The organism is Stenotrophomonas sp. 2694, from assembly GCF_040548715.1.
Classification (GTDB): Bacteria; Pseudomonadota; Gammaproteobacteria; order Xanthomonadales; family Xanthomonadaceae; genus Stenotrophomonas; species Stenotrophomonas indicatrix.
The window spans coordinates 15,935-32,584 of the sequence record NZ_JBEPSG010000021.1 but is presented as its reverse complement, the minus strand read 5'-3'; the positions used below and the strand labels follow the sequence as shown (position 1 = coordinate 32,584).

Annotated in this window: 14 protein-coding genes; 7 read left to right on the top strand and 7 right to left on the bottom strand. The window is 67.0% G+C overall.

Annotated features, from left to right (window positions below; all coding sequences use genetic code 11):
- Positions 1-85 precede the first annotated feature (85 nt).
- Positions 86-1,471: a sensor histidine kinase gene (locus ABIA73_RS17990; protein ID WP_218788817.1), complete on the bottom strand. Its 1,386-nt coding sequence runs from the start codon at positions 1,469-1,471 to the stop codon at positions 86-88.
- The gene (locus ABIA73_RS17985; protein WP_025874050.1) at positions 1,449-2,132 is read right to left on the bottom strand and encodes a response regulator transcription factor; all 684 of its coding nucleotides are present in this window, start codon (positions 2,130-2,132) and stop codon (positions 1,449-1,451) included. The genes ABIA73_RS17990 and ABIA73_RS17985 overlap by 23 nt, the downstream gene beginning before the upstream one ends.
- A 152-nt stretch (positions 2,133-2,284) precedes the next feature.
- Between ABIA73_RS17985 and ABIA73_RS17980 the strand changes: the two genes are divergently transcribed.
- Positions 2,285-3,451, top strand: a complete 1,167-nt coding sequence (locus ABIA73_RS17980) for an efflux RND transporter periplasmic adaptor subunit (protein ID WP_318533503.1) — start codon at positions 2,285-2,287, stop codon at positions 3,449-3,451.
- A 4-nt stretch (positions 3,452-3,455) separates the two neighbouring features.
- Entirely contained in the window at positions 3,456-6,557 is a 3,102-nt protein-coding gene (locus tag ABIA73_RS17975) for an efflux RND transporter permease subunit (RefSeq protein WP_354276102.1), read from the top strand.
- A gap of 275 nt (positions 6,558-6,832) precedes the next feature.
- Here ABIA73_RS17975 and ABIA73_RS17970 read toward each other — a convergent pair whose 3' ends face one another.
- On the bottom strand, positions 6,833-7,237 hold the full coding sequence (locus ABIA73_RS17970) for a GFA family protein (RefSeq protein WP_032977314.1): 405 nt from the start codon (positions 7,235-7,237) through the stop codon (positions 6,833-6,835).
- Positions 7,238-7,401: 164 nt separating this feature from the next.
- Between ABIA73_RS17970 and ABIA73_RS17965 the strand changes: the two genes are divergently transcribed.
- On the top strand, positions 7,402-8,379 hold the full coding sequence (locus ABIA73_RS17965; protein ID WP_059063275.1) for an Lnb N-terminal periplasmic domain-containing protein: 978 nt from the start codon (positions 7,402-7,404) through the stop codon (positions 8,377-8,379).
- Complete coding sequence (locus ABIA73_RS17960; protein ID WP_059063277.1) at positions 8,376-10,418, top strand: esterase/lipase family protein; 2,043 nt, start codon at positions 8,376-8,378, stop codon at positions 10,416-10,418. The genes ABIA73_RS17965 and ABIA73_RS17960 overlap by 4 nt, the downstream gene beginning before the upstream one ends.
- Positions 10,419-10,438: 20 nt before the next feature.
- On the opposite strand, the gene ABIA73_RS17955 is transcribed toward ABIA73_RS17960, so the two are convergent.
- On the bottom strand, positions 10,439-11,800 hold the full coding sequence (locus ABIA73_RS17955) for an MFS transporter (RefSeq protein WP_059063279.1): 1,362 nt from the start codon (positions 11,798-11,800) through the stop codon (positions 10,439-10,441).
- 88 nt (positions 11,801-11,888) lie between these two features.
- Between ABIA73_RS17955 and soxR the strand changes: the two genes are divergently transcribed.
- Entirely contained in the window at positions 11,889-12,323 is a 435-nt protein-coding gene (gene soxR, locus ABIA73_RS17950; protein WP_032951587.1) for a redox-sensitive transcriptional activator SoxR, read from the top strand.
- A gap of 37 nt (positions 12,324-12,360) precedes the next feature.
- On the opposite strand, the gene ABIA73_RS17945 is transcribed toward soxR, so the two are convergent.
- Positions 12,361-12,963, bottom strand: coding sequence for a short chain dehydrogenase (locus ABIA73_RS17945; RefSeq protein ID WP_025874043.1), 603 nt, complete (start codon positions 12,961-12,963; stop codon positions 12,361-12,363).
- A gap of 98 nt (positions 12,964-13,061) precedes the next feature.
- Between ABIA73_RS17945 and ABIA73_RS17940 the strand changes: the two genes are divergently transcribed.
- Positions 13,062-13,937 (top strand): LysR family transcriptional regulator, encoded by an 876-nt coding sequence (locus ABIA73_RS17940; protein WP_354276101.1) that lies wholly within the window; start codon positions 13,062-13,064, stop codon positions 13,935-13,937.
- A gap of 54 nt (positions 13,938-13,991) precedes the next feature.
- Here the strand turns inward: ABIA73_RS17940 and proC are convergent, their stop codons facing one another.
- On the bottom strand, positions 13,992-14,813 hold the full coding sequence (proC, locus tag ABIA73_RS17935; protein WP_059063283.1) for a pyrroline-5-carboxylate reductase: 822 nt from the start codon (positions 14,811-14,813) through the stop codon (positions 13,992-13,994).
- A gap of 16 nt (positions 14,814-14,829) precedes the next feature.
- On the bottom strand, positions 14,830-15,507 hold the full coding sequence (locus ABIA73_RS17930) for a YggS family pyridoxal phosphate-dependent enzyme (protein WP_100436580.1): 678 nt from the start codon (positions 15,505-15,507) through the stop codon (positions 14,830-14,832).
- Between the two features lie 87 nt (positions 15,508-15,594).
- Here ABIA73_RS17930 and ABIA73_RS17925 point away from each other — a divergent pair, with 87 nt between their 5' ends.
- Entirely contained in the window at positions 15,595-16,632 is a 1,038-nt protein-coding gene (locus ABIA73_RS17925; protein ID WP_004147099.1) for a type IV pilus twitching motility protein PilT, read from the top strand.
- Positions 16,633-16,650 lie beyond the last annotated feature (18 nt).

Below are 16,650 nucleotides of genomic sequence, written 5' to 3'. Positions count from 1 at the left end.
GAAGGGCGGTGACGGCGGATTATCCGGATGCCCGCTTCCAAATACAAATGATTCCCAAATGCACTTGTCGGTGATGAGTCCGGCTTCAGGGCAGGCCGTCTGCGGCGCCCCGGATGCTCATCCAGGCGCCGCCGCCGGGCGCGCTGCCGGCGCGGACACGGAAGCCGTGCAGCCCGGCAATGGCGGCCACGATCGACAGCCCCAGGCCAAAGCCGGGCCCTTGCCCGGCACTGCTGCTGCCGCGGAAGAAGCGCTGGTAGATCAAGGTGCGGTCCTGCGGCGGGATGCCCGGCCCGTTGTCGATCACATCGATCCGGGGCGCGCCGTGGTCGTCCACCGCGCGCAGCAGGATGCGCCCGTGCGCAGGCGTGAACTGCAGGGCGTTGGACAGCAGGTTGGCCACCGCTTCGAACAGCAGTTCGCGGTCGCCGCGCAGCATGCCGATCTGCGGCGCCACCTGCAGCTGCAGATCCTGTTGTTTCTCTTCGGCCAATGGCAGGTAGAACTGGTGCAGTTCCTGCAGCAGGTCGGCGATGTCGACCTCGTCGAAGGCCGAACGGCGCTGGTGGCTTTCCAGCTCGGACACGCGCAGCAGGGCGGCGAAGCGCGCCATCAGCATGTCGGTCTCCGCCAGCGCCTTGTCCAGCGGGTCCGCATGCGGGTCGTGTTCGTCCAGGCCCACGCGCATGCGGTAGAGGTGTGCACGCAGGCGCGTGAGCGGTGTGCGCAGGTCATGCGCGATGCTGTCGCACACGCCTTTGACCTCGGTCATCAGCTGTTCGATGCGTTCCAGCATGGCATTGACGATGCTCGACAGCCGATCGATCTCATCGCGTCGGTTGGATACCGGCAGGCGTTGCCCGAGGTCGCCGGCAATGATGCGGTTGGTGGCCGCTTCGATCTGCTGGATCCGCTTCAATGGGCGCCGGCGCAGCAGATGCCAGCCCACCAGCCCGGGGATGACGGTCAGTGACACGCCCCACAGCAGTGCATCGAGGATGATGCTGTTGACCGCCATCAGCTTGCCGTTCTGGCGCACGAACACCAGTGTCCGGCCATCCCGGGTCACCACGCCGAGCGCGCTGCCACCGCTCTCGTGGCGGCCATCGACCAGCGTCCAACCCGCTACCTGGTGCGAGTTGCCATCCAGCGGCAGTCCTTCGGGGATGGCCGTCAGCGGGCCCGCCATCGCCACGCCGGCCTTGTCGAACAGCCCGTACGTATATACCTGGTGCAGGTCGAAGCGCTGGCTGTCGCGCAGCGCGTCATCCAGCGCCGGGCCGTCGAAACTCATGAACAGATGGGCGCGCTGCTGCAGGCCGGATTCGGTCAGGTCGTTCAGGTAGTCCGAGATGCGCCAGTACATCACGCCCAGCAGCAGGCTGGACCAGGCCACGAACAGGATGCAGTACAGGCCCAGCAGGCGGCTGCTGGATGAGCGCCAATGGTCAGGATTGCGCGTCGAAGACATAACCGGTTCCACGTACGGTCAGGATCGGCTGCGGCCGGCCGGGTTGTTCGATGCGTTTGCGCACCCGGCCGATATGCACGTCGATCAGGTTGGTGCCCGGGTCGAAGTGGTAGCCCCAGACTTCCTGGAACAACATGGTGCGGGTGACCACCTGGCCTGCATTGCGGACCAGGAATTCCAACAGCTTGAACTCGGTCGGCAGCAGGTTGATCTCCTGGCCGCCACGGCGTACCGAGCGGCTCATCAGGTCCAGTTCCAGGTCGCCGGCGCGCAGCACCTTGTCGCTGGCAGCGGCCTGGCCCTGGCGCCGGATCAGCACTTCCACGCGCGCGGCCATTTCATCGGAGGCGAACGGCTTGGTCAGGTAGTCGTCGCCACCTGCGCGCAGGCCGCGCACGCGTTCATCCACGTCCGACAGCGCACTGATCATCAACACCGGCGTGGCGATGCCTTCATGGCGCAGCGTGGTGACCAGGGCCAGCCCGTCGATGCCGGGCAGCATGCGGTCCAGGGTGATCACCGCGTAGTCGCCTGAACGTGCCAGCGCCAGGCCACTGCTGCCGTCGCTGGCCAGGTCCACCTCGAAGCCGTGGCTGCGCAGCTCGGTGGCGATTTCCTCCGCGGTGACAAGGTCGTCCTCGATGGTGAGTACGCGCGGCATGGGCCACTTTGCAGATTGGGACCTGCGCATCCTCGCAACCACGGGTGTGCACTGCAAATGAAAAATGTTTCATGCGTTTTTCGCTGGATCGCAGCGCGCTGTCTTCTATATTCGGCGCCGAACGCTCCCCCCGCGCGTGGAACCTGCTGCCGATGACCCTTCCGTACTTCTCCCTGCCTGCCGCGGGCTGGCGCCGGCCGCTGCTGGTGCTTGCCCTGGCTACCCTGCTGGCCGGCTGCGGCAAGGACGCACCCAAACCAGGCAAGGCGACGCCGGAAGTGACCGTGCTGACGCTGCAGAACCAGACGCTGGCGCTGCAGCAGGAACTGCCGGGACGCACCATTGCCTCGCAGGAATCGGATGTACGCCCGCAGGTGGACGGGGTGCTGGTGAAGCGCCTGTTCGAGCAGGGGCAGCTGGTGAAGGCCGGGCAGCCCCTGTTCCAGATCGAGCCGGCGCTGTACCAGGCCGCCCTGAACGAGGCGCAGGCCAACCTCAGGACCGCCGAAGCGGCCGCCGTGACCGCTCGCCTGCGGGCGCAGCGGATGCAGGCGCTGGGCAAGGACCAGCTGGCCGCGCGCCAGGACGTGGACGATGCCATCGCCAGTGGCCAGCAGGCGGCTGCGGCCGTGCAGGCTGCGCAGGCAGCGCGCGATACCGCCAGTACGCGGCTGGGTTTTGCCACGGTCACCGCACCGATTGCCGGTCGCATCGGGCGTGCGCTGTTCACCCCGGGGGCGCTGGTGACATCCGCCCAGGCCGATCCGCTGGCGCGGATCCAGCAGGTCGACCCGATGAACGTGGACATCACCCAGTCCAGCAACGAGTACCTGGCGCTGCGTCGCGCCATTGCCGAGGGGGGCGTGCAGGCCAACATCGCGCCGGTGCGGCTGCGCCTGTCCGATGGCACCGACTACCCGCTGCCGGGCACGCTGGAATTTGCCGACATCGATGTGCAGCAGGAGACCGGCAGCATCACCCTGCGCGCGCAGTTCCCCAATCCTGATGGGCAACTGCTGCCGGGCATGTACGTGCGTGCGCAGGTGGGCCAGGGCACGCAGCAGCAGGCGCTGCTGGTACCGCAGTCGGCGGTGGACCGCAGTGCCAAGGGCGAGGCGCAGGCGTGGCTGGTCGACAAGGAGGGCAAGGCGCGGCTGCGCACCTTCCGCACCGCCCGCGCGGTCGGCAACCAGTGGCTGGTGCTTGATGGCATCAGCGCTGGCGAGCAGGTGGTGGTGGCGGGGGCGCAGGGCCTTGCCGACGGCATGCTGGTGCGGATGAAGACGGCGCCCGTGGCTGCGCCGGCCGGAAAGGACTGAGCGCATGCTGCCGCGCTTCTTCATCCACCGCCCTGTATTCGCCTGGGTACTGGCGATCTGCATCATGGCGTTCGGCACGATTGCGGTGACCCAGCTGCCGGTCGAGCAGTACCCGGACATCGCACCGCCGCAGGTCAACATCACCGCCAACTACACCGGCGCGTCTGCACAGACGGTGGAAGACAGCGTCACCCAGGTGATCGAACAGCAGATCAAGGGCATCGACCACCTGCTGTATTTTTCCTCCACCAGTTCGTCTTCGGGACAGGCGCGGATCACGGTCACCTTCGACCAGAGCGCCAACCCCGATATCGCCCAGGTACAGGTGCAGAACAGCGTAAACCAGGCCATCAACCGCCTGCCGCAGGAAGTGCAGCAGCAGGGCGTGACCGTGGCCAAGTCGCAGGGCGACTCGCTGATGGTGGTTTCGCTGTACGACACCAGCCGGCGCATGGAGCGGGTGGACGTTTCCGATTTCCTGGTCAGCAACGTGCAGGACCCGATCAGCCGCATTGCCGGCGTCGGCGAGATCAATGTGTTCGGTTCGGCCTATGCGATGCGGGTGTGGCTGGATCCGCACAAGCTGCGTGCCTACGACCTGATGCCGTCGGATGTGCGCAGCGCGATCCAGGCACAGAACACCCAGGTCACTGCCGGCGAGCTGGGGGCGTTGCCGTCCAGTGCGACGCAGAGCCTCAATGCCACCGTCACCGCGCAGTCGCGCCTGCAGACTCCGGAACAGTTCCGCGCGATCATCCTGCGCACGCTGCCCAGCGGCGCGGCGGTGCACCTGGGCGACGTGGCGCGGGTCGAGATCGGCGCGGAGAATTACCAGACCAGCAGCTTCCTCAACGGCTATCCGGCTGCGGGTTTCTCGGTGACCCTGGCCTCCGGCGCCAACGCGCTGGCCACTGCCGATGCGGTACGCGCCGAGCTTGAACGGCTGCGGCCTACGTTCCCGCCCGGGCTGCAGGTGGCCTATCCACGCGACAGCACGCCGTTCGTACGGGTCTCCATCGAAGGGGTCATCCACACCCTGATCGAGGCGATCGTACTGGTCGTGGTGGTGATGTTCCTGTTCCTGCAGAACCTGCGCGCCACCCTGATTCCTGCGATCACGGTGCCGGTGGTGCTGCTGGGTACCTTCGGCGTCCTCGCGGTGGCCGGTTTCACCATCAACACCCTGACGCTGTTTGCGATGGTGCTGGCCATCGGCCTGCTGGTCGATGACGCGATCGTGGTGGTGGAGAACGTGGAACGCATCATCCACGAAGAGCATCTGCCGCCACGCGAGGCAACCGAGAAGTCGATGGGCGAGATTACCGGTGCGCTGATCGGCATCACCGTGGTGCTCGGTGCGGTGTTCCTGCCGATGGCGCTGTTCGGTGGCTCCACCGGCATCATCTACCGGCAGTTCTCGATCACGATTGCATCGGCCATGGCGTTGTCGGCGCTGGTCGCGCTGACCCTGACACCGGCGCTGTGCGCGACCCTGCTCAAGGCCTCGTCGGCGCAGAAGCCACCGGGGCGCTTCTTCGCCGCGTTCAACCGTGGCGTCGAACGCAGCCAGTCGGCCTACCAGGGCAAGCTCGGTGGCGTGGTGTCACGTCCGCGGCGCTGGATGGCGTTCTACCTGCTGCTGGTGATCGCCATGATTGCCTTGTACGCGCGCATGCCCACCGGCTTCCTGCCGGTGGAGGACCAGGGCCAGGTGACCTTCCAGTTCTCCACGCCGGAAGGCACGCCGATGGCGCGCACCGAGGCGCTGGGCGAGCAGATCAGCCGTTACTTCATGGAGCACGAGAAGCAGAACCTGGACGTGGTGTTCGTGGTGGTCGGTCGCAACAACGCCGGTACCGGCCAGAATGCTGGGCAGGGCTTCCTGGCACTCAAGCCCTGGGACGAGCGCAAGGGCGACAACACCGCAGCGGCGATCATCGCGCGCGCCAATGCCTATTTCCGCAAGCTGCCCGATGCCAAGGTCAACGTGCTGGCGCCGCCGGCAGTGCGCGGCCTCGGGCAGTCCAGCGGTTTCGAACTGTGGCTGCAGGACACCAGCGCGGCCGGACGCGTAGCGTTGCAGGCCGCGCAGGAGCAGGTGGTACGCGCGGCCGGCGAAGACGACGGACTGACCTCCGTGCGATTGAACGGGCTGGGCGACAAGGCCGAGCTGCGGCTGGACATCGACCACGCCCAGGCCAGCGCGCTGGGCCTGGCACAGGCCGACATCAATTCCACGCTGTCTGCCGCCTGGGGTGGCAGCTACATCAATGATTTCCTGGATCGCGGCCGGGTCAAGCGTGTGTACATGCAGGGCGACCAGCCTTACCGCAGCGTGCCCGACGACATCGGTCAGTGGTACGTGCGCGGTGGCAACGGTCAGATGGCCTCGTTCGCCAGCTTTGCCAGCAGCCACTGGGCGCGTGGGCCGCAGCTTCAGCAGCGCTTCAACGGCCTGCCGGCGATGCAGATCCAGGGCAGCGCGGCCGACGGGCGCAGCTCGGGTGAAGCGATGCAGCGCATGCAGGCGCTGGTGGCCGATCAACCCGGCTTCGATCTGCAATGGAGCGGGCTGTCCTATCAGGAACAACTGGCCAGCAACCAGACGCTGTACCTGTACGCCGCTTCGATTGCCTTCATCTTCCTGTGCCTGGCCGCGCTCTACGAGAGCTGGACGGTGCCGGTAGCGGTGGTGCTGGTGATTCCGCTGGGCGTGATCGGTACGGTGCTGGCGACCACGGCTGCGGGCTTCGTCAATGACATCTACTTCCAGGTGGGATTGCTGACCACGATTGGATTGTCGGCAAAGAACGCGATCCTGATCGTGGAGTTCGCCGAAGCACGCTACCGCGCCGGCAGTTCAGCGGTGGAAGCGGCACTGCAGGGCGCGCGCCTGCGCCTGCGGCCGATCGTGATGACCTCGCTGGCCTTCGTGGCAGGCGTCATCCCGCTGGCGTTGGCCACCGGCGCCGGCGCGGTCAGCCGGCGTGAAATCGGCATGAGCGTGATCGGCGGCATGCTCTCCGGAACGGTGCTGGCGGTGGTGCTGGTGCCGCTGTTCTTCGTGCTGGTACGGCGGGTGGGCAGGGCGCGGCCGGTGCACTGAGGGCAGGGGCGTCGGCTGTCACCATCCTGCCGCAACGCCATCACCCGGTCTTGGCCCGGGCATCGGTAGGGTTGATCGTCCCCGTCCCCACGGAGACCTGCCATGTGCTTGCTTGACCGACTCTGGCCCTCACGCCCTGCGCTGCCCGCCGCGACGCTGCCGCCTGCAGCGGACCTGCCCGCGCGTCGAACGCCGTTGAAGCGTCCGTTGCGCGTCGGCCGGGTCAGCATGGCCCCGTGGCAGAAGGTCGCGCCGCCGCCCCGGCGCAGCCGCCACTAACCGGTGCGGTCGGCGGGGTGGTTCACCCCGTCATTGACCGGAATCGTTCCCAGCGCGAACGGATCGATGCCTTCCAGGCAGGCCACGTTGTAGCCGTACTGGTCCGGGTTGGAGCGGCGGCGGTGGTGCGTGTAGATGCCACAGACGTCGCAGAAGTAGTGCTCGGCCACGTGGGTGTTGAACTGGTACAGGCGCAGATGGGCCTGGCCACGCACGATATGCAGCCCGTCTTCGGCCACGCTGGCGGCGATGGCTCCGCGGCGCCGGCACATCGAACAGTCGCAGCGGCGCGGGTCGACGATGCCCTCGGGCAGGTCCAGCAGCAGCTCGACGGTGCCGCAATGACAGCTGGCCCGGTGCTGCGCCTGCACGGCGACGCCGGCCACGGTGGTAATGCCCATCCTCGCTCCCTGTATACCCTTGGTGGACGCCAGTATGCGCCCGCCGGCGCCAGCCTGAACCGTCGTAGATGTCGCCGTGAGGCGGCTTGTGGCTAACTATGCCGCCCCGGGACCCCGACAGGATGCCAGTGAAAGCCGCAGGACGATGGATGACAGGATGTGTGATGGTGCTGCTGGCGCTGTGGGTGGCCGGTCTGCTGACCTACCAGATGCCCGGGCCAGGCTGGCTGCGCGTGACCGCGGCGATGCTGTGGCTGCTGGCCGCCGCCTGGGCGGCCTGGCAGGTGGCGCGCGGCCGTGGCACGCGCCGGCTGTGGGCGGCCTTTGCCGGCGCTCTGGCGCTGGCGGGGCTGTGGTGGCTGCTGCTGGCCCCGCGCCAGGACCGCGACTGGGCCGATGACGTGGCGCAGCGCCTGCACGTGGAATCCTTCGATGGCCGCCACGTGGTGCTGGACAACGTGCGCGATTTCACCTGGCGCACCGAGACCGACTACGACGCGCGCTGGGTGCGCCGCAGCTACGACCTGGACCAGCTGCGTTCGGCCGACCTGGTGCTGTCGTACTGGATGGGCCCGGCGATCGCCCACACCCTGGTCTCGTTCGGATTCGAGGACGGGCGCCATCTGGTGTTCTCGCTGGAAATCCGCAAGGAGCGTGGTGAATCGTTCTCGGCACTGGGCGGCTTCTTCCGCAAGTTCGAGATGACGCTGGTCGCGTCCGAAGAAACCGACATCATCCGCACCCGCACCAACGCGCGCGGCGAGGATGTCTACCTGTACCGCCTGCACGGCATGGACCGCAACCAGCTCAAGACCCTGTTTGCTGCCTACATCGACCAGGCGCGCCAGCTTGATGCCACGCCCGGCTTCTACAACACGCTGACCAGCAACTGCACCACGATTGTCTTCGACCTGGCGCGGCATATCGCCCCGCGCCTGCCGCTGGACTACCGGTTGCTGGCCTCGGGCTACCTGGCCGAGTACGCGCAGGAGGTGGGGGCGCTCACGCCTGGCGTGCCGTACGCCGAACTGCATGCCAAGGGCCGCATCACCGAGCGCGCGCTGAAGATGGCACCCGACGATGATTTCTCCACCGTGATCCGCCAGGGCATCCCTGGCACCGAGCAGGACCCGCAGCAATGACCCCGATGATCCTGTTCCGCTGGCAGCGCGCGCTGCCGGCGTTGTTGGCTGCTTTCCTGCTGCTGGGCGGCAGCGGCTGCGCGATGGTCACCGTCAAGCAGGTGGCGTCCAGCGATTACCTGGTCAACAAGCGCGCCGATGTGCTCAACACCGGCAAGCTCAGCCCCGCCTCGCGCGAGACACTGAGTGCGGCCGGGCTGGACGAATCGCAGTGCGAGAAGGACTTCCTGGTCTGCCGCAGCACGCTGTTGATGACCGATGACCTCAACGTCGAACAGCGGTTGTCGACACTGTCCGAGCTGTGGGTGAAGGCCGCTCTGGCATTGACGCCGAAGAAGCAGGCGGCCAACGAACCGCCGATGAGCGATGCGGCGCTGGATGCGTGGCTGGAGGCGGCGCGCTATGGCTATGCCTATCTTTTCTACAGCGGGCGCTCGCCCTCCGATCGCGCGTTCGAGGATCGGCAGACGCAGGTACGCGATTACTACAACTATGCTGCCGAGAAGGCCGCCGTGGTGTTGTTCGCGCGTGCCCGTGCCGCAGCATTGGCCGGCGAGGACTACACCAAGCCGGTGTCGGCGGGCAGCTGGACGCTGGCTTCCGATTTCCAGCGCCTTTCATTGAAGAGCATCCCCAAGCAGCTGGTGCCGGCCGGTACCGTCAGCTTCGTCGGCATGCGCAGCACCTATCGCCGCGACGGTTTCGGCGCCGAGCTGGTGATGGTGATGGACCCGCCGAAGCTGGTGGTGCCTGCCGTCGCCGCGGAAGGGGCCAAGGCCGAAACGGCACAGGCGCAGGCCACCAAGGACGAGCAGGAGGAGGGCGTCCGCCGCGGACGACGCCACCAGCACGATGATTCGGTGCCCGAGTACAGCGAGATGTCCTCGATCAACGTCACGGCATTGCTGCGTTTTGAAGGCAACACGCTGGAAGACGTGATGCGCACCCGCCAGGTGCTGCTGGATGGCTATTCGCCCGAGGCCACCGAGCGCATCACCCTGCATGGCGAAGAGGTGCCGCTGGCGGGCAACTTCACCGCCGCCTACGGTCTGTGGCTGGCGCAGAGCGGATTCGCCACGCAGTCGCTGCGTACCCTGTTCGGCATGAGCGAGGGCATCGGCGAGCCGCACATCTACCTGATGCAGCCATGGGATCCGAACCGCCGCATCATCTTCATGCTGCATGGCCTGGGCAGCAGCCCGGAAGCGTGGGTGAACCTGGCCAACGAGATCATGGGTGACCCCGAACTGCGCCAGCAGTTCCAGGTGTGGCAGGTGTACTACCCGACCAATGCGCCGATCGCGCTGAACCGCTACGAGATCGCCAACGCATTCAACGACACGTTGCAGCACTTCGACCCCAATGGCAGCACGCGCGCCTCGAAGGACATGGTCTACATCGGCCACAGCATGGGTGGCGTGCTGGCGCGCCTGCTGGTCAGCGATTCCGGCGATGTGCTGTGGAACGATCTGCTCGCCAACTACAACCTGAAGGGCGAACGCCTGAAGCGGGTGCAGTCCAAGCTGGGTCCGCTGCTGCACTTCAAGGCCGAACCGAACGTAGAGCGTGCGATCTTCATCGCCGCCCCGCACCAGGGCACGGACATCGCCGGCAACAAGGTCGGCCGCCTCATCGGCCGCCTGGTGCGCCTGCCGCTGACCATCCTCGGCAAGTTCGAGGATGTGTTCCTGGCACTGGCACAGGCCGAGCAGCAGGCGGATGGCACGGCCAAGCCGAAGATTCCCAACAGCATCGACAACCTCAAGGCCAGCGACCCGTTCGTGAAAGCCGCTGCGCAGCTGCCGATCACGCCGGGCCTGAAGTACCACTCCATCATCGCCCAGCGCAAACCGGAACTGCCGGTGGAGAAATCCGACGATGGGCTGGTGCCGTACTGGAGCTCGCACCTGCCGGGCGCGTTGTCGGAGAAGGTGATCATCTCCGGCCACAGCGTGCAGGAGACGCCGCAGGCAGTGCTGGAAGTGCGCCGCATCCTGCACCAGGACATCGATGAAGTGGGTACGGTGGCGAGGCCGTAACGGGACGCTCTCCGGGGCGTCTACACGCGACGTGCGATCACCGTGGCGAACACCGCCAGGCCCAGGGTGATGGCCAGGCACAGGATGTAACCGGTATGCGGGGCGCTTTCCACGAACAGTGCGAACAGCGCGCCGGATACCGCCAGTGCGGTGGTCACCGACAATGCTTCGCTCAACTGCAGGGCCGAGGTGTTCGCACCCTGTTCGTGTGGTGGTGACAGTGACAGCGTCAGCACCGACAGGCTGGCGTAGATCATGCCCATGCCGAAGCCGGTCAGTGTCCAGCCGACCAGGGCGACCGGCAGTGGCACCGCAGTGAACAGCACCGCCAGCGTCGCGCCGATGCCCACGGTCATCAGCGGTGTGCCCACGCGCAGCAGTTGCTGCCGCGACCAGCCGCGCTGCTGGTGACCCTGCAGCCACGAGCCGGTGAACCAGCCCAGCGCGCCCAGGCTCAGCACGGCACCGGCCCAACTGGGTGACAGCCCACGCTCGCGCTGCAGCAGCAGGGGCAGGTAGGCCTCGCAGGCGAAGAACGCGGCAGCGGCCACACCACGCAATGCGATCACACTGGGCAGGCCACGGCGCAGGCGCAGGGTGCCGGCGGGCAACAGGCGATGCACGCAGAACAGCAGCGCCAGCATCGCCACGCTGATGCACAGCAGTGCAGGTACGCCCTGTTGTTGCCCGCCCAGATACAGCAGCAGGGCAGCCAGGGAGGCGCCGCTGGCCCAGCGCACGATGTTGCCGCGGCCATCATCGGCAACATCCGTGGCTGCAGCCTGCATGCGCGCCAGCGCCGGTCGCAGCAGCAGGCCGGCCGGTATCGCCAGCAGCGGCACCGCCAGGAACACCCAGCGCCAGCCAAGATGCTGCACTATCACGCCGCTCAGCGCGGGGCCGATCATCGACGGCACCACCCAACCGGCAGAGAACGCGGCGAAGACCTTCGGCCGCAGATGCTCGGGATAGGTCCGGCCGACCATCACATACAGCGACACCGAAATGGCGCCTGCGCCCAGGCCCTGCAGCAGGCGTCCGGCCACCAGCATGCCCATGCGCAGGGCGAAGCCCGCCAGCAGCAGGCCGAGCACGAAGCAGGCCAGGCCCCACCATAGCGGGCGTGCGGGGCCGTGGCGGTCGGCCCAGCGGCCGGCCAGGGTCATGCCGATCACGCTGGTGGCCAAGGTGCCGCCGAAGGCCAACGCATACAAGCGCAGGCCGTCCAGGGCCTCGGCCACGGTCGGCATTGCTGCGGCCACCGCCAGTGCCTCGAAGGCATGCAGGGAGACCAGGGCGACCATGCCCAGGGTGGTGGCGCGGTAGCGCGCGGACAGGATGGAGGAATCGACCGGATCGGCCGTGGCAGCGGGGGAGGGCATCGGGTTCCTGCGGGGGCGGACGGGCCGCGCTTGTCATCTGGCGGCGATGGTAGCAGCATGCCACCTCAACCAAAGTTGAGGTCAATCGATGCTGGCACAGGACATGAGCGTCGGCGATGTCGCCCGTCGCAGCGGCGTGGCCGTCTCTGCGCTGCATTTTTACGAGCGCAAGGGATTGATCAGCAGCCTGCGCACGTCGGGTAACCAGCGCCGCTACGCCCGCGACGTACTGCGCCGGTTGGCGGTGATCCGTGTGGCGCAACGCGTGGGCATGCCGCTGGAAGCAGTGGCACGTGCGTTCGAGAGCCTGCCGCAGGGGAGGGCGCCGACCAAGGCCGACTGGGCCAAGCTGTCGGCACGCTGGCAGGTGGAGCTGGAGGAACGCATCCACATGCTGCAGCTGCTGCGCGACGAGCTGACCGGCTGCATCGGCTGCGGTTGCCTGTCACTGAAGCGCTGCCGCCTGGCCAACCCGGATGACGTGCTCGGCGAGCGCGGCGACGGCCCGATGCGCTGGGGCTGACCGTGCTGGTGGGTGCCGACCCTGGTCGGCACGCTCGTTACCAGACGGTGATGGTTTCGCCGCTCTGGATGCCTTCCACCGCGCGCTGGAAGGCCAGCGCCGCGCGCTGTGCGGTCACCGCTTCGAAGCCGGGGAAGTAGGGGCCGTAGGCTTCCATCGATTCCACCAGCACGTTCGGGCTGACCACGTTGATGCGCAGCCCGCGCGGCAGCAGTTCCAGCGCCGCCGCCCGCACGAAACCTTCCAGCGCATGGTTGACGGCGGTGGCGTTGGCGCCATCGCGGATCGGCTGCGCGCTGACGATGCCGCTGGTCAGGGTGATCGAGCCGCCAGCGTTGAGATGGTGCTGCGCGGCCAGTGCAAGGCGTACCTGGCCGAGCAGCTTGTCCTGCAGGCCGACGTTGAACTGTTCGGGTGTCATCTGCTGCAACGGGCCGAAATGCAGCTTGCCGGTGGTGGAGATCACCGCATCGACCGGGCCGGTCTGCGCGAACAGCTCGCGCACGCTGGCGTCGTCGGTGAGGTCCACGCGCAGGCTGCCGCTGTGGCGGCCGGCAGCGAGGATGTCGTGCTGCTGGCCCAGGTGGCGGGCCACCGCCTGGCCGAGGGTGCCGCTGGCACCGACGAGAAGAATCTTCATGACAGCTCCTTGCGAGAGGGGATGGACGCAGTCTGCGCCGTCACCGGTTGGTTTGGTAAGTGGCGTATGATTCGCATATTCCTAACCATGGGTTTGCAATGGATACATTGCGCTGCATGCAGGCCTTCGTCGCCGTGGCCGAGCACGGTAGTTTTTCCGCCGCCGCCAGCCACCTGCAGGTGTCGGCGGTGATGGTCGGCAAGTACATCCAGCAGCTGGAAGCGCACCTGGGCGCCGCGCTGCTGCAGCGGAACACCCGTCGCCAACGCCTGACCGAAGCCGGCACTGCCTACCTGGCCGGTTGCCGGCAGGTGCTGGAACAGGTGCAGCAGGCCGAGGCGGACGTGGCCGGGCTGCAGGTGCAGCCACGCGGGCTGTTGCGGGTCAGTGCGCCGACCACCTGGGGCAGCTGCATGCTGGCTCCCGTGTTGAGCGATCTGCTGCGGGCACAGCCGCTGCTGAACATCGAGCTGGACCTGAGCAATCGCCGCATCGACCTGATCGAGGATGGCTTCGATGCAGCCATCCGCGTCGGTCCGCTGCCGTCGCAGGAACTGGTGGCGCGGCCGCTGCCGCCGTATGCGATGAGTCTGTGTGCATCACCGTCGTACCTGCGCCGCCGTGGTACGCCGCGCACGCCCGCCGATCTTGAAGGACATGATTGCCTGAGCCACCTGGCCTGGCGCGGCGGTCACGGTTGGCAGCTGGCCAATGGCGAACAGGTCGATTGGGAAGCGCGGTTGACCAGCAATGACGGTTACGCGCTCCGCGAAGCAGCCGTGGCGGGCGCAGGCCTGGTGCTGCAGCCGACCGCGCTGCTTGCCGGTGAAATCGCAGCGGGACGATTGAAGCCACTGCTGCGCGACTATCTGCCCGAGCCACGGCCGATGCACCTGATCTACCTGCCCGACCGTCGCCCCCGACCGCGGCTGCAGTGTTTCGTTGATTTCGTCATGGCCAGGCTGGGCACGTAGATCCACGCATGCGTGGATGGCGGTGGGTGCCGACCGTTGGTCGGCACACTTGTTTCAATCATTGGCGGCAGACAGTTCCTGCCCACGCACCTGCGCGGCACGCAGTGCCTTTTCCACCAACGCTTCAAACCCACCTGCCTGGAAGCTTTCGATCGCCGCCTGGGTTGTGCCGTTGGGTGAGGTCACCCGGCGCCGCAGTTCGGCTGGGCTTTCACCGGCTTCGTCCAGCATGCGCGAGGCGCCCAGCAGTGTCTGCACCACCAGCGTGCGCGCCGCTTCTGCAGGCAGGCCTTGTGCGATGCCGGCCGCTTCCATTGCTTCGGCCAGCAGGAACACATAGGCCGGGCCACTGCCGGATACGGCGGTGACCGAATCCATCTGCGCTTCGTCGTCGATCCACACCGTGCGTCCCGCGCTGGCCAGCACGCGTTCGGCCTGCGCATGCTGCTGCGCATCCACCGCTGGCGTGGCATACAGGCCGGTGACCCCGGCGCCGAGCAGGGCCGGGGTGTTGGGCATCGCGCGCACCACCGGCAGCGTGCCACCCAACCAGCGCTGCAGCTGCGGGCTGGTGATGCCGGCGGCGATCGAGATCACCAACGGCTCCTGTGCCTGCGCCAACACCTGCAGTGACTGGCAGACCTCGCGCAGCACCTGCGGTTTCACCGCCAGCAGCCACGTGTTGCCCTGCGCCGCCGCAGCGGCCGCGTTGTCGTGGGTCTGCACGCCGAAATCGGCAGCCAGTTTTTCGCGCAGTTCGGCCACCGGTTCGGCCACGTGGATGTGCGCGGCCGGCACGCCCTGCCGGATCAGGCCGGCAATCAGGCTGCGGGCCATGTTGCCGCCGCCGATGAAGGTGATGGAATCAGCTGCCATGGGAATCTCCTTGGAATCAGGCCGGGCGCGGACGCGCGCCGAACAGGGCGGTACCGATGCGCACCAGGGTGGCACCTTCGGCGATCGCTTCAGCGTAGTCGCTGCTCATGCCCATCGACAGGGTGTCCACCTGGGGATGACCGGCAGCCAGCGCCTCGAAAAGTGTGCGCATGCGCACGAACGCGTCGCGCCGGCGCTCGGCGTCGGGCCACGGCGCAGGAATCGCCATCAGGCCGCGCAGGCGCAGGTTCGGCTCGGCGGCGATGGTTGCCGCCAGCGCGTCCACGTCGTCCGGCGCGCAGCCGTGCTTGCTCGACTCGTCATCGATGTTGACCTGGATGAGTACGTTCAGCGGGCCGCGTTCAGCGGGGCGGTAGCGGGCCAGCGCGGCGACCAGCTTGGGCCGGTCCACGCTCTGCACCCAGTCGAAGTGCGTGGCCACCGGTTCGGCCTTGTTCGACTGCAGGTGGCCGATCAGGTGCCATTCCAGGCCCAGCGGCTGCAGTTCCTGCATCTTGGCCAGCGCTTCCTGCACGTAGTTTTCGCCGAACGCGGTCTGGCCCTGCGCGGCAAGCGCAGCCACGGCCTCGGCCGGCTGGGTCTTGGACACCGCCAGCAGGCGCGGCGGTGGCCGCCCGGCGGCAGCGGCGGCGTTGTGCAGGTTGCTCAGGATCTGGGGCAGGGGAGTGGCCACGTAACGCGTTCCGTTCAATCAGGAGGCTATACTGCCGCCCGGGGAAAGATCCTTCCAGTCGAAGCCGTTATTGGGGAGTAGCCGCTCATGGATATCGCCGAGCTGTTGGCGTTTTCCGTAAAGAACAAAGCGTCCGACCTGCATCTGTCCGCAGGCCTGCCGCCGATGATCCGCGTGGACGGTGATGTTCGCCGGATCAACATTCCAGCCCTGGACCACAAGCAGGTCCACGCGCTGGTGTACGACATCATGTCCGACAAGCAGCGCCGCGATTACGAGGAATTCCTCGAAGTCGATTTCTCCTTCGAGATCCCGTCGCTGGCGCGCTTCCGTGTCAACGCGTTCAACCAGAACCGTGGCGCCGGTGCGGTGTTCCGTACCATTCCGTCCGAAGTGCTGACCCTGGAAGACCTGGCCTGCCCGCCGCTGTTCCGCGAGGTGATCCAGCAGCCGCAGGGCCTGATCCTGGTGACCGGCCCGACCGGTTCGGGCAAGTCGACCACGCTGGCGGCGATGATCGACTACATCAACAAGAACGAATACGGCCACATCCTCACCGTCGAGGATCCGATCGAATTCGTGCATACCTCGCAGAAGTGCCTGATCAACCAGCGCGAAGTGCACCGCGATACGCACGGCTTCAATGAAGCGCTGCGTTCGGCACTGCGTGAGGACCCGGACATCATCCTGGTCGGCGAACTGCGTGACCTGGAAACCATCCGCCTGGCGCTGACCGCCGCGGAAACCGGCCACCTGGTGTTCGGCACCCTGCACACCAGTTCGGCGGCCAAGACCATCGACCGCATCATCGACGTGTTCCCGGCCGGCGAGAAGCCGATGGTGCGCTCGATGCTGTCCGAATCGCTGCGCGCGGTCATTTCGCAGGCGCTGCTGAAGAAGGTCGGTGGCGGTCGTACCGCTGCGTGGGAAATCATGGTGGGCACCCCGGCCATCCGCAACCTGATCCGCGAGGACAAGGTGGCGCAGATGTATTCGGCCATCCAGACCGGCCAGCAGTACGGCATGATGACCCTGGACCAGCACCTGCAGGACCTGGTCAAGCGCAGCCTGATCACCCGCAACCAGGCCCGCGAATACGCCAAGGACAAGCGTCTGTTCGAGTAAGGCGAGGCAATGGCGGGG